The following is a 12,982-nucleotide window of genomic DNA, read 5'->3' on the forward strand; positions in this document are numbered from 1 at the left end:
CGACGGCACGGCGGCGGACCGGCCACAAGGCAGGAGACAACATGAATACCGATCGACACGGACTGGTCGGCAGGGTCATCGACGGCATATGCCGCGTGATCCTGTGGCTGTCCACCACGGTGATCTTCGTGATCCTCGTCGTCAACACCGCGCTGCGATACGCAACCGGTTCAAGCCTGGAATGGGCCAACGAGATCCCCGAACTGCTTTTTCCCTGGCTCGTCATGTCAGGGGTCGTGCTGGCCGCGCTGCACAACGCGCATATCGCCACCACGTTCCTGATGGACGCCTTGCCGGCTCATGCCCGCCGCGTGGTCGCGGCCGTGGCCTGGAGCGTGGTCGCCGTCCTGTACGCCACCCTGTCCTGGGCGACATTCAACATGATCGAGATCGTCCACGACGAAAAATCCCCCATCCTGCAAATGCCCGGCTCGCTCACCTACGGGTGCGTGATGGGCGGCATGCTGCTGCTCGCCGTGCTGGCGGGGCAGTCGGCGTGGCAGAGCTGGCATTGCCGCGACGCTGCGGCGCAGCCCGACGGCGAGCCGCAGGCGCCCGCCGTGCACTGGTGACGGGAGAACAGCCATGAGTGCATTGATTCTGATCGTCTTCATGGGCGCCGCCGTTGCGGCCATGCCCATCGCCCACGCCTTGCTCGTCGCCGCCATGGCGGCCGTCGCCAGCACGGACCGCGTGCCGCTGGATGTGGTGGTCCAGCAGATGGTCTCGCAGGTGCAGAGTTTTCCCCTGATCGCCATTCCGTTCTTCATGCTGACCGGGTCGCTGATGATGGGCGGCAAGCTCGGCGAAGCGCTGGTGGGCGTGCTGTCCGCGCTGATCGGCCGCTATCACGGCGGACCCGCGCAGGTCGGCGTGCTGTCGTCCACGCTGTTCGGCGGCGTGTCGGGCTCGGCGGTGGCGGATGCGTCGGCCATCGGCTCGCTGATGATTCCGTGGCATAAGCGGCTGGGCTACCCGGCCGCCTTCTCGGCCGCCACGCTGGCCGCCGCCGCCACCATCGACATCCTGATTCCGCCGTCGATCCCGTTGATCCTGTTTGCCCTTACCGCCAATGCGTCGATCGCGTCGCTGTTCGTGGCGGGGATTCTGCCCGGCCTACTGCTGTGCGGCGGCTTCATGCTGGCCTGCTGGTGGGTGGGCCGCCGCCGCAACTTTCCCCGCGACACGTCGCCCTTCAACGGCGCGGCGTTCCGCCGGCACCTGTTGTATGCCTTGCCCGCCGTCGTTCTGCCGCTGCTGATCATCGTGTTCCTGCGGTTCGGCATTGCCACGCCGACCGAGGTCGCGGTCCTGTCCACGTTCTACGCGGGCCTGGTGTCGGCCGTGATGTACCGCGATCTGTCGTGGTCGCGGCTCAATGCCGCCATCGTCCACGCGGGGCTGGCGACCGGCGTGGTCCTGCTGGTGATCATGGCGTCCTCGGCCATCGGCTGGCTGCTGACCTTCGACCAGACGCCGCAGGGCATCGCGCATTGGGTCCAGGAAAACGTCCACGCCAAATGGCTGGTCATCCTGCTGATGAACCTGATGATGCTGTTTCTGGGCATGTTCATCGACCTGCCCGCCGCCGTGCTGCTGCTGGCGCCGGTGTTCGTGCCGCTGGCGCAGAGCATCGGCATGGACATGACGCAGCTGGGCGTGATGATGGTCGTGAACCTGGCCATCGGCCTGTATACGCCACCCGTCGGCACCACGCTTTTCATCACCAGTGCACTGGCCAAAGTGAAGGTCGGCCAGACCGTGCGCGAGCTGGCGCCCTTCTATCTGGTCGCCTTTGCGGTGCTGGGACTGGTGTCCTACGTGCCCGCCAGCATCCTGAAATGAACCCCACACCATGAATAGGAGCTTCGAATGGAGCAGTCCAAATCTTTGAGCGACCTGGCGTCCGCCGCCTGGCGCATCCGCCGCTACGCGGTCCGCATGGGCGAAGTCCAGGGCCAGGGCTACATCGGCCAGGCGCTCGGCTGGGCCGACGTGCTGGCCGTCGCCTACCGCCACGCCATGAACGTACAGCCGGGCGACGCGCAATGGGAAGGCCGCGACCGCTTTCTCCTGTCGCATGGCCACTACGCCATTGCCCACTACGCGGCGCTGATCGAGGCCGGCGTCATCCCGGAGAGCGAACTCGACACCTATGGCAGCGACGACAGCCGCCTGCCCATGTCCGGCATGGCGACGTACACGCCGGGCATGGAGATCTCGGGCGGATCGCTGGGCCAGGGCCTGTCCATCGGCGTCGGCATCGCGCTGGGGCTCAAGCACAAACGCAATCCGGCCTTCGTCTACAACTCCATGTCGGACGGCGAGCTGGACGAGGGTTCGACCTGGGAAGCGGCAATGGGCGCCGCTCACCACGAACTGGACAACCTCATCTGCCTAGTGGACATCAACAATCAGCAGGCGGACGGCCCTTCGGGCAAGGTGATGGGATTCGAGCCGCTGGCTGACAAGTGGGCAGCCTTTGGCTGGCACGTGCAGCGCGTGGACGGCAACGACCTGGCCGCCGTGGTCCAGGCGTTCGATACCGCGCGCGCGCTGCCCGACGCCAAGCCGCGCGTCATCCTGTTTGATACCCGGATGGGCAAGGGCATCCCGTTTCTTGAGCAACGCGAGAAAAACCACTTCATCCGTGTCGACCCGCCGGAATGGCAACAGGCGCTCGACATCCTGGACCAGAACCGCCCCACCCCCTCGACCGAAGGAGTCTGGTCATGAGCAGCGCCAGCACCCAGCAAAAACCCCGCCTCACCACGTCCGCGATGATCGCGTCGATTGCCTCGGAGGGACAGCGCGTCCGCGCGGCGCCCTTCGGCAAGGCGCTGGTCGCGTACGCGGAATCGCGTCCGGACGTCGTGGGCCTGACGGCCGACCTGGCCAAATACACCGACCTGCACCTGTTTGCGCAGGCGTATCCCGAGCGCTTCTACCAGATGGGCATGGCCGAACAGCTGCTGATGGGCGCGGCGGGCGGCATGGCCAAGGAAGGCCTGGTGCCGTTCGCCACGACCTACGCCGTGTTTGGCACGCGGCGCGCCTACGATTTCATCCATCAGGTGATCGCCGAGGAAAACCTCAACGTCAAGATCTGCTGCGCGCTGCCCGGGCTGACGACCGGCTACGGCCCCAGCCACCAAGCCACCGAGGACCTGGCGATGATGCGCGGCATTCCCGGCCTGACCATCGTCGATCCGTGCGACGCGCTGGACATCGAACAGGCCGTGCCGCAGATCGCCGAGCACCAGGGCCCGGTGTACATGCGCCTGCTGCGCGGCCAGGTGCCGCTGGTGCTCGACGAGATCGAGGGTTACCGGTTCGAGCTGGGCAAGGCAAAGATGCTGCGCGAAGGCAGCGACGTGCTCATCATTGCCAGCGGCATCATGACGATGCGCGCGCTGGAAGCCGCCGAGGACCTGGCGCGCGACAACATCGGCGTGGCGGTGATGCACAGCCCGACCATCAAGCCGCTGGACGAGGCCAGCCTGGTCGAGGCGGTGCGCTACAAGCACCGGCTGGTGGTCGTGGCCGAGAACCATTCGGTGATCGGCGGACTGGGCGAAGCGGTGGCCAGCGCATTGCTGCGGCACCGCGTGCAGCCGGCCGGGTTCCAGCTGGCCGGGCTGCCGGACGCGTTCCTGGATGCCGGCGCCCTGCCTACCCTGCATGACCGCTACGGCATCAGCCGCGAAGCGCTGGCCGGCCGCATCAAGCGCTGGCTGGCGTGATCGGAAAACGGCGGGCGCGCGCGGCTAGATGCGCGCCTGTCCGTCAGCGGGACACACCGCGCGCGCCCCGCGCGGCACCGTCGCCGCCCAGAACCCCAACGCCGCCACGCTGATGCCCGCGCCCAGCACACACACGCCCAGCCAGCCCGCGCGCGCGTACACGGCGGTCGCGGCAATCGACCCCAGGCCGCTGCCCACCGCGTAGAACATCATGTAGCCGGCCACCAGCCGGCTGTGCGCCTGCGCGCTGATGCTGAAGATCATCGCCTGATTGGTCACGTGCAGCGCCTGCAGCGCCAGGTCCAGCGCCAGCACGCCCAGCGCCAGCAGCCACAGGCTGTGGTCCAGCAAAGCGATCGGCGCCCACGCCATGCACAGAAGCGCCAGGCCGATCGCGGTGGTGCGCTGGCCATGCCCGGCGTCGGCCTGACGGCCGGCGCGCGCCGCCATCAGCACGCCCACCACCCCGACCAGTCCGAACGCCCCCACCGCCGTGTGCGACAGCGAATGCGGCGGCGCGCTCAGCGGCAGCACCAGCGCGGTCCAGAACGCGCTGAACGCGGCGAACATCAACAGCGCGATCATGCCGCGCACGCGCAGCACGCGTTCCGTGACCAGCAACGTGAAGACGGAACGCAGCAGGCCGCCGTAGCCCAGCCCGGCCACCGGCAGCTGCCGCCGCGGCAGCCAGCGGACCAGCACCAGCGCCAGCACCGCCGACAGAATGGCCGACGCCACATACACCGCGCGCCAGCCCCACAAGTCCGCCAGCGCGCCGGCCAAGGTGCGCGCCAGCAACAGGCCGATGACCACCCCGCCCTGCGCCGCGCCTACGACGCGTCCGCGCTCAGCCGGCGCCGCCAGCGCCGCGGACAGCGCAAGCAGGCCCTGCGTCATCGCCGTGCCCAGCAATCCCAACGCCACCATTCCAGCCAGCAGCCACGGCGCGTTCGCAGACGCCGCCACCGCGGCCAAGGCCAGCACCAGAAGTTCCAACTGCCCCAGCATCAACCGCCGCCGATCCAGCAGGTCGCCCAGGGGCACCACGAAGAACAGCGCCAGCGCGCAGCCCAGCTGGGTGGCGGTGATAACGATGCCCACGGCCGCCTGGTCCAGGCGGAATTCGCGGCCGATGGCGTCGAGCAACGGCTGCGCGTAATACACGTTGGCGACGCTGAGCGCGCACGCCGCTGCCAGCAGAAAAACCAGCGCGGGCGGCATCGAGGGGGTCGCATCGCCTTCGGGCGGGTCGGATCGGGCGGTCGGGTTCATGATTAGTCTGGTTTTATTACGAAACCAGAATGCTAGACCTCCAGGTTTTATAATGCAACCAACTTCGTTCTGAAAAACTGCAAGGAGCCCGCATGGTCAAACGCACCAGCCTTGAAGGCGCCGCCTGCCCGGTCGCCCGCTCGCTCGACGCCATCGGCGACTGGTGGTCACTGCTTATCGTGAGGGATGCCTTTGACGGCCTGCGCCGGTTCGGCGAATTCCAGAAAAGCCTGGGCATGGCCAAGAACATCCTGAGCGACCGGCTGCGCACGCTGGTCGCGCACGGCATTCTTGCCGTCGCGCCGGCGTCCGACGGCAGCGCCTACCAGGAATACGTGCTCACGGATAAAGGCAAGGCGCTGTTTCCGGTGATCGTCGGACTGCGCCAGTGGGGCGAGGACCACTACTACGGCCCCGATGAGGCGCATTCCACCCTGATCGACCGCCAGCGCGGGCAGCCGGTGCAACGGATGGAGATCCGCGCGCAGGACGGCCGCCTGCTGCACCCCGACGACACTGTCGTGCGCAAGGTGGCGGACGCCTGAGACTAGGCGGCTGCCGGCCACCGCCCGGTCGCCAGTGCCGTGGGCGACCACGCATCGAAGCGCCAGCGCAGGGCCAGTGCACCCGGCCGGCGGACCACGCGGCGCACGTGCACGCGCCACAGGCGTTCGGCGCCCTCGAACACGGCGATTTCGGGGCTGTCCAGAATCACCTCGGCGCGCCCCGTCAGTTGCAGCAGGTCGCCGCGTTCAAAGTCGATGAACAGCAGACCGGCAACGGGATTCGCGGCCAGGTTGCCCAGGGTGTTGAAAAAGCGGTTGCCGGAAAAGTCCGGAATGGTCAGCACGTCGCCGTCCACCCGCACGAAGCCGGGCTTGCCGCCCCGGTGCGACACATCGACGGCGTGCCCGGCATAACTGGCGACAAAGAAGGTGTCGGACGCCGAGATCAGGGCGCGCGCCGCGTCATCCAGTCCGCCGCGCTCCGGCAATGCGGCGGCAAAGCGCATCGACGGCGAGCGCGAGAAGAAGAAGTCGCGCGACTGGATGTACTGCGGACAATTGCCGAATGATTGCGCCACCGCCACGTCGAAGCGCTTGCCATCCCAGGCGGCGATGCGGCCGTTCATGCGGTTGCGCCGGCGCGTGTGCAGCTCGATGCCCAGCAAGCCGACGGGCTGGCCCAATCCCAACCCGGCGCGCAGCGGATCGTCCTCGTCCGGCATGGCCGCGATGCGCAGCGTATGCGGGTCCGGCGACACGGCAAAGCCCGGCTGCCCTTCCAGAATGCCGGCCCACGGATCGCCCTGCGGATCCACGGCGCCGGCTACCACGAACGGCAACTGCGCGAAGAATTCGCGATGCTGATCCGGCATGTAGTCGCGGATGACCTTGCGGCCCACCATGTCCATGCGCGCGGCCACGCCGGCGTGCTCCTGCAACTGCAGTTCGCCCGCATGCCAGGGAGACGGTGCGGTGTGTTCGGGCAGATTCATGACGGTGTCCTTGCAGTGTGCGCGGGTCTTCAGGCGGCCAGCAGGCCCACGGGCGACGACGCCATGGGAACGAAGCGCGGCAGGTTTTCGATGCGCGTGAGCCACGCACGGATGCGCGGGTAATCGGCCAGCGACACGTTGCCTTCGGGCGCATGCGCCACATAGGCGTAGCAGGCGACATCGGCGATGGTCGGCGCGCTGCCGGCCAGGAACTCGCGGTGCGTGAGTTCTCCCTCCATCACCCCAAGCAGCGCATGGGCCCGCGCCAACGTGGCGTCCACATCCAGCGGCGCGCCGAATAGCGTCACCAGCCGCGCCGATGCGGGCCCGCCGGCCAGCGGCCCCGATGCCACCGACAGCCAGCGCTGCACGGCGGCCGCGCCAACCGGATCGTCAGGCAGCCAGGCGCGGCCGCCGTATTGCTTGGCCAGGTACACCAGGATGGCGGTCGAGTCGGCCACCACGACGCCGTTGTCGTCAATGACGGGCACCTGGCCGAAGGCATTGAGCGCCAGGAAATCAGGCCGCTTTTGTTCGCGCTGTCGCAGGTCGACGTCGATGCGTTCGTGCGCGACATCCAGCAGTGACAGCATCAGCGCGACCCGATGCGCGTGGCCGGACAGCGGGAAACTGTAGAACTTCAGCGGAGCGGCATCCTGCGCCGGGGCGGGGTTGGTTTGCATCGGGGATCTCCCTGGTGGATTCGAGACTCCATGTTGGGACCCGCGACGCAAATCCGGAACGGCCGGCGCCGGCAAGACACTCTTGCGGTAAATGAAATAAACCGGTCAGGCGGGCAGCGCCGCCAGGTCCGCGCGTAGCGCATCCACGCAGAAATCCACAAAGCTGCGCACCTTGGCCGAGCTTTTGCGCCCTTCCGGATACACCAGATGCACGGGCACGGGCGGCATCTCGAAGCCGCGCAGCACCACCTGCAAGGCGCCGCTGGCCAGGTGCGGCGCCACCTGATAGGACATCACCTGCGTCAGGCCCCAGCCTTCGCGCGCGGCCGCCACCGCCGCCTGGAACGACGTCACGGTCAACTGCGATTGCAGGTTCAGGCGCACGGTCTGGCCGGCCTGCGCAAAACGCCACTGCGGCGCGCGGCCTTCCATGGCAGCCGTGATGGTGCAGAAGCGATGCAGCGACTCGGGGTCGGCCGGCTCGCCATGGTCGCGCAGAAAGCCGGGCGCGGCGCACACCACGCGGCGGACGTGTCCCACGGGCACCGCCGTCAACGAGGAATCGGGCAGTGCGCCGATCCGCACGGCGACATCGATGTCTTCGTCCACCAGATTGACGACGCGATCCACCAGCAGCGCCCGCACCGACACCTGGCGATGGGCGCGCAAGTATCCCAGCACTGCCGGCATCACATGCAGCTCGCCAAACAGCGCGGGCGCGGTGATCGCCAGCGCGCCGCGCGGCACCGCCATAGCACCGGCGGCGGCGTCGTCGGCGCGTTCAACGTCTTCCAGGATGCGGCGGCAATCGGCGGCATAGCGCTGGCCGGCTTCGGTCAGGCGCAGACTGCGCGTGGTGCGCACCAGCAGTAAGGCACCAAGACGACGTTCCAGCGCCGCCACGCTGCGCGTGACGGTGGGCGCGGACATTTCCAGGCGCCGGGCCCCACCGGAAAAACTGCCCGCGTCCGCCACGGCCAGGAATACCGTCATTTCATGGAATTGGTTCACAGCGAGGCCCGCTCCTGAAAACGCGTGGCCGCCAACGCGGCGACGCTGTCATTGACGCATTGCACCAGGATTTCGTCCAGCGCCGCGCAGACCGGATCGGGCTGCGCCTGCGCGCGGTACAGCGACAACGCGATGACCGGCAAGTCGGGCAACCCGTGTTCGCCCGGCTTCATCACGCGAACGGTGGACGGCAGGCCAAGGGGCGTGCGCACGGCCACTCCCAGCCCCGCGGAAACTGCCGCCCACAGGCCGGAAAGACTCGGGCTGGTGAAGGCAGCCAGCCAGGCAATGCCGGCGCCGTCCAGCGCGTCGGTGGCGCAGCCGCGGAACAGGCAGGGCGACTCGAAGGCCGCCAGCGGCAGCGCGCCGTCCGCATCCGGCACCGGCGCAGGGTGCGCGGGCCCGATCCAGCACATCGGCAGCTCGGCCAGCCGCTGTGCCTGCGGCTGGCGGGCGTCGTGGTCCCAGGCCAGCGCCAAATCAAGCTGGCCCAGCGCGACGCGTTCCAGAAGTTCCGTGTTGCGGGCGACGCGCGCCTCGATCCGGACCTTGGGATGGGCGCGCGCAAAGCGGCCGAGCACGCGCGGCAGCAGCATCTCGGCAAAGTCCTCTTGCAGGCCGAGACGCACGCGGCCGTGCAATTGCGTGCCGCGCACGGCGCGCGCGGCCTGGTCGTTCAGGTCGAGCAGCCGGCGGGCGTAGGCCAGCATGGTCTCGCCGGCATCGGTCAGCGCCAAGCCCCGCCCGTCCTTGCGCAGCAGTGGTACGCCGGCCTGCTCTTCCAGCTTTTTCAGCTGCGCGCTGACGGCCGACGTCGACCGGCCCAACCGGTCAGCCGCGCGCCCGAAGCTGCCCAGGTCGACGCCCGCGACGAAGCTGCGCAGCACCTCCAGGTCGAACGTGCTCGGCCTCATTCGATAATCCCGATTTTCAAAAGCATTGGTACAAAACTTCCTGATTTTCAGAAGCATGCTAGGCGCGCACACTGGCGCCGTCAATGTTTCTGCAGGCGCCTGCCATGTCCGATCGCCCTACCCTTGTCCGCCCACCTCACCGCTGGAAGGTGCTGGCCGTGGGCGTCGCCGCCAACACCGCGTTCTCCGCCGTCGCGGCCGGCCTGCCCACCACCGCTGTCTTCATGCGCGCGGGCTACCGTCTCGATACCGATCAATTGGCGCTGGCGCTGGGCTTGTTGGGGTTGGGCGTGGCGCTCTTTGAGCTGCCTTGGGGATTGCTGACCGATCGGTGGGGCGACCGTCCCGTGCTGCTCGGCGGTTTAGGCTCGACCGCGGCAGCGCTGGCCTGGATGAGCGGCTGGGTGGCGCCGGTGGGCGGCTTCGTGCCCAGCCTCTGGCTGCTGGCCGTGGGGTTGGTGCTGGTCGGCATGCTGGGCGGCAGCGTCAATGGCGCCAGCGGCCGCGCCGTGATGGCGTGGTTCGACGACGGCGAGCGCGGACTGGCAATGAGCATCCGCCAGACCGCCGTGCCGCTGGGCGGCGGCCTGGGCGCACTGCTGTTGCCTTGGCTGGCGGCCAATGCCGGGTTCGGGGCGGTGTTTGGCGTGCTGGCGGTGATGTGCGGCACGGCAGCGTTGCTTGCGGCGTGCTGGCTGCGGGAGCCGGGCGAGCGGGGTGTGGCGGGTGTGGCCGCTTTGCCGGCTGTGCCTGGCGAGCCGAAAGTTTCATATGCGCCCGCGCCAGCTCGCCCTTCCACCAGCAGCCCCATGACCGACACCCGCGTCTGGCGCGCGGCGTTCGCCATCGGCATCATGTGCGGCCCGCAATTCGCAGTGCTGACCTTTGCCGCCGTCTTTCTGCACGATGCCCTGCATGCGGGGATCGGCGTGCTCACGGCAGTGATGGTGGCCGTTCAACTGGGCGCCATGGCCGCGCGCATCGCGAGCGGACGATGGACCGATCGCCGCGGCAACCGGCGCGCTTACCTGCGCGGCTGCGCGCTGCTGAGCTTTGCGTTGTACGCGGCGCTGGCAGGCGCGGCATGGGCGGCGGGCGCCAGCCCCACCGGATGGCACGTATTCGCCCTGGCCGTGCTGCTGGCCGCCGCCGGCATTTGCGCGTCGGCCTGGCACGGCGTCGCCTACACCGAACTTGCCACGCTGGCGGGCGCCTCGCGGGCGGGCACGGCGCTCGGCATGGCCAACACCTGCGTCTATCTGGTGCTGTTTGCCACGCCGCTGGGTATCGCGCATATCGTCGCCGCGAGCTCGTGGCCCGTCGCCTGGCTGATCGCGGGATCCTGCATGCTGGCCGCTCTGCCGCTGCTGCCGCGCGCCGCCGCGCGTCCGGCCACGGATGCCGCTACGCGCGGAATTCCTTGCGCAGCCACGACAGGAAAGCCTTGACCGGCGGGTGGCGTTCGCGCCCCGGCGCGCACAGCGCCGTGTAGGCCGACCCCGCGACGCGTATCTCCGGCCGGAAGGAAACCAGCGTTCCCGCGGCCACGCTGTCCGACACCATGACCGAACTGGCCAGCACCAGGCCTTGGCCTGCAATGGCGGCCTGCAGCGCGTAGTGTTCCTCGGTGTAGGCATGTTCGGCCGCAGGCCGCCGCCAGGCTGTCAGGCCGGCGGCCGCGCACCATGCCTGCCAGCCTTCGTCATACAGTTCTGAATCGCGCCAGCGCACCGTCACCAGCGCGGGCGCACGGCGGCCGGCGTGCGCGATCTGCGCGGGCGCGCCATACACCCCAAACCACTCGGGCAGCGTGCAGGCCGCATGCAAGCCGGGATAGCGCCGGCGGCTGTAGCGGATGGCGACATCCACGCTGGCGTCCTGCAACAGGTCCACGGGGTCGGGCGACGTGTCCAGGCGCAACTGGTACTGCGGATAGACCTCGTGAAAGCGCCCCAGCCGCGGCACCAGCCACAAAGCGGCAAAGGAATGGGTGGTGGACACGGTCAGCGCGCCGGACTCGGGCGCGGGCCGCAAGGCGTCCAGCGTCTGCGCGGCGTCCAGCAACGCGCCATGTACGCCGGCAAACAGACGCGCCCCCTTGTCGGTCAGCCGCACGCCGCGCGGCACGCGCTCGAACAGCGCGCAGCCCACATGCCGCTCCAGTGCCTTGACCTGATGCGACACCGCGGTGGGCGTGACCGACAGCTCGGCCGCGGCCAGCTTGAAACTGCGCAACCGCGCGGCGGCCTCGAACGTACGCAGCGCTGTGACGGGAAGCGTAGCAAACATCGCGGAAATCCTGGGATGAATTGCGTTCATCTTAGTGAAGGAATGATCAGTTGTCGCCTCATGCCCGATGACGCCACCATTCGGCTTCAGATCGTTATCTTTGATAGGAGCCAGGCATGAATTCAACTCATCGAGTCAAACGCTTGTTGATCTTGGTCGGCAGTCCCCGCCGCGATGGCAATAGCGCCGCGCTGGCCGCATCCGCCCGCCAGGGCGCGGAAACGGCCGGCACGTTGGCGTCGGTGCATTTCCTGGACGACTACATCCAGGGTCTGCTGCCCGACTTGCGCCACGCCAAGCCGCCCGCCGACCGTTACGCCGAGCTCTTCCTTGAACACTTCCTGCCCGCCGATGGCGTGCTGTTCTGCACGCCCATCTACTGGTATGGCATGTCCGCGCAGACCAAGGCGTTCTTCGACCGGTCATTCAGCCATTACGCGGGATCCGGGCCAGAGCCGGAACGCGTCAAGGCCGGCATGGCCGGCAAGCGGCTGGGGTTGGCCGTGGCCTCGGAAGAAACCTATCCCGGCGCGGCGCTGGGCATCGTGCATCAGGTGCAGGAATATGCGCGGTATACGCATTCGGATTTCGTGGGCTACGTGCATGGCGCCGGCAACCGGCGCGGCGAGGTGGCGCTCGATCCGCGGCGGCCGCTTGCCGCGGCGCAGTCGCTGGGCGCGGAATTCTTCACGCGGAAATACTCGGACTACCGGCTTGAGACGCCCCGCAGTCACAACGTGTGGGAGCCGCCCGCGCCGGCCTTGAGCAGCACGCCCGGCGGGCTGCCGTAGACTTGCTTGAACACCCGCGTCAGATGCGCCTGGTCGGCAAACCCGACGGCCTGTGCCGCATCGGCCAACGGCAGGCCGCCGCGCAACAGCACCCGTGCGCGCGCCACCCGCCAATTGCGAAGCCACGCCTGGGGCGGCAATCCATAGCGCCGGGCAAACTGCTTGACCAGCGTCGTGCGATGGCGGTTTTGCGCTTGCGCCAAGGCGTCCAGGTCGGGTGCGCAGGCGGGATCCGCCGCCATGCGCTCGCGCAGCAAGGCGCATACATCGGCGAGGCCGGCGGCCGGCGCAGCACCGCCCTCCGCCGCCTCTCCATGCGCGGCCAGCGTCCCGAACAGGGCCGCCGAAATGCGTGCGCTGCGCTCAGCCGGCGCGATCTCGCCGGGCGCCAGCGCCTCCAGCCATTGCGCGCAAAGCGCGGCATCCGCGATCACCGGCCCCGCCAGCCGCGCACCGTGCGCGTGCAACGTCCGTTCATGATCCCGGAACCACGCGGGATCGATGTAGACCATCCGATAGGCGAGCGCCCCCGCCGCTGTGCCGCCGGTATGCACCTGCCCGGGCGCGATGACCACCAGCTCGCCCGCGCTGGCGGCATGGGCCACGCCCTGCACGGTGAAGTCGCAGCGGCCGTGTTCAATGGCGCCGATGGACCAGGCGTCGTGGAAATGCGGCGCGTAGCGATACGCGCGCAGATCCGCGATCAGTACGTCGCCGGGCAGTCCCGCGCCGCAATGCCAGATATGTTGAGAAACCGCCATGAATTGCCAGCCATTCGCGG

General features: G+C 68.6%; 14 protein-coding genes. 7 read left to right on the forward strand and 7 right to left on the reverse strand.

Annotation, left to right across the window (positions count from 1 at the left end; genetic code table 11):
* Positions 1-41: 41 nt before the first annotated feature.
* From AC6CIE_RS21525 to AC6CIE_RS21540, 4 genes are read left to right on the forward strand one after another with little or no spacing between them, the layout of a single operon-like run.
* Positions 42-572, forward strand: coding sequence for a TRAP transporter small permease (locus AC6CIE_RS21525; protein WP_175124078.1), 531 nt, complete (start codon positions 42-44; stop codon positions 570-572).
* A 13-nt stretch (positions 573-585) separates the two neighbouring features.
* Entirely contained in the window at positions 586-1,845 is a 1,260-nt protein-coding gene (locus AC6CIE_RS21530; protein ID WP_175124077.1) for a TRAP transporter large permease, read from the forward strand.
* Positions 1,846-1,872: 27 nt separating this feature from the next.
* On the forward strand, positions 1,873-2,736 hold the full coding sequence (locus tag AC6CIE_RS21535) for a transketolase (protein ID WP_498093883.1): 864 nt from the start codon (positions 1,873-1,875) through the stop codon (positions 2,734-2,736).
* On the forward strand, positions 2,733-3,743 hold the full coding sequence (locus AC6CIE_RS21540; RefSeq protein WP_175124075.1) for a transketolase family protein: 1,011 nt from the start codon (positions 2,733-2,735) through the stop codon (positions 3,741-3,743). The genes AC6CIE_RS21535 and AC6CIE_RS21540 overlap by 4 nt, the downstream gene beginning before the upstream one ends.
* Before the next feature lie 24 nt (positions 3,744-3,767).
* Here AC6CIE_RS21540 and AC6CIE_RS21545 read toward each other — a convergent pair whose 3' ends face one another.
* On the reverse strand, positions 3,768-5,015 hold the full coding sequence (locus AC6CIE_RS21545; protein WP_498093885.1) for an MFS transporter: 1,248 nt from the start codon (positions 5,013-5,015) through the stop codon (positions 3,768-3,770).
* A gap of 92 nt (positions 5,016-5,107) precedes the next feature.
* Here AC6CIE_RS21545 and AC6CIE_RS21550 point away from each other — a divergent pair, with 92 nt between their 5' ends.
* Positions 5,108-5,560 carry a winged helix-turn-helix transcriptional regulator gene (locus AC6CIE_RS21550; protein WP_218343399.1) on the forward strand — a complete coding sequence of 151 codons (453 nt, stop codon included), beginning with the start codon at positions 5,108-5,110 and terminating at the stop codon, positions 5,558-5,560.
* A gap of 2 nt (positions 5,561-5,562) precedes the next feature.
* Here AC6CIE_RS21550 and AC6CIE_RS21555 read toward each other — a convergent pair whose 3' ends face one another.
* From AC6CIE_RS21555 to AC6CIE_RS21570, 4 genes are all read right to left on the reverse strand, one after another.
* Positions 5,563-6,513, reverse strand: a complete 951-nt coding sequence (locus AC6CIE_RS21555) for a pyridoxamine 5'-phosphate oxidase family protein (protein WP_498093887.1) — start codon at positions 6,511-6,513, stop codon at positions 5,563-5,565.
* Positions 6,514-6,542: 29 nt separating this feature from the next.
* Entirely contained in the window at positions 6,543-7,196 is a 654-nt protein-coding gene (locus tag AC6CIE_RS21560) for a glutathione S-transferase family protein (RefSeq protein ID WP_498093889.1), read from the reverse strand.
* A 105-nt stretch (positions 7,197-7,301) separates the two neighbouring features.
* Positions 7,302-8,207 carry a LysR family transcriptional regulator gene (locus AC6CIE_RS21565; RefSeq protein ID WP_239213880.1) on the reverse strand — a complete coding sequence of 302 codons (906 nt, stop codon included), beginning with the start codon at positions 8,205-8,207 and terminating at the stop codon, positions 7,302-7,304.
* The gene (locus tag AC6CIE_RS21570; RefSeq protein WP_498093891.1) at positions 8,204-9,121 is read right to left on the reverse strand and encodes a LysR substrate-binding domain-containing protein; all 918 of its coding nucleotides are present in this window, start codon (positions 9,119-9,121) and stop codon (positions 8,204-8,206) included. The genes AC6CIE_RS21565 and AC6CIE_RS21570 overlap by 4 nt, the downstream gene beginning before the upstream one ends.
* A 104-nt stretch (positions 9,122-9,225) precedes the next feature.
* On the opposite strand from AC6CIE_RS21570, the gene AC6CIE_RS21575 reads away from it, so the two are divergent.
* Complete coding sequence (locus tag AC6CIE_RS21575; protein WP_498093893.1) at positions 9,226-10,569, forward strand: MFS transporter; 1,344 nt, start codon at positions 9,226-9,228, stop codon at positions 10,567-10,569.
* Here the strand turns inward: AC6CIE_RS21575 and AC6CIE_RS21580 are convergent.
* Complete coding sequence (locus AC6CIE_RS21580) at positions 10,526-11,410, reverse strand: LysR substrate-binding domain-containing protein (RefSeq protein WP_498093895.1); 885 nt, start codon at positions 11,408-11,410, stop codon at positions 10,526-10,528. The genes AC6CIE_RS21575 and AC6CIE_RS21580 overlap by 44 nt on opposite strands.
* A 116-nt stretch (positions 11,411-11,526) precedes the next feature.
* On the opposite strand from AC6CIE_RS21580, the gene AC6CIE_RS21585 reads away from it, so the two are divergent.
* Positions 11,527-12,201, forward strand: coding sequence for a flavodoxin family protein (locus AC6CIE_RS21585; RefSeq protein ID WP_239213874.1), 675 nt, complete (start codon positions 11,527-11,529; stop codon positions 12,199-12,201).
* Here the strand turns inward: AC6CIE_RS21585 and AC6CIE_RS21590 are convergent.
* Positions 12,141-12,962: a helix-turn-helix transcriptional regulator gene (locus AC6CIE_RS21590; RefSeq protein ID WP_498093897.1), complete on the reverse strand. Its 822-nt coding sequence runs from the start codon at positions 12,960-12,962 to the stop codon at positions 12,141-12,143. The two genes, AC6CIE_RS21585 and AC6CIE_RS21590, sit on opposite strands and share 61 nt — an antisense overlap.
* Positions 12,963-12,982 lie beyond the last annotated feature (20 nt).

Source organism: Achromobacter sp. GQ309 (assembly GCF_059759315.1).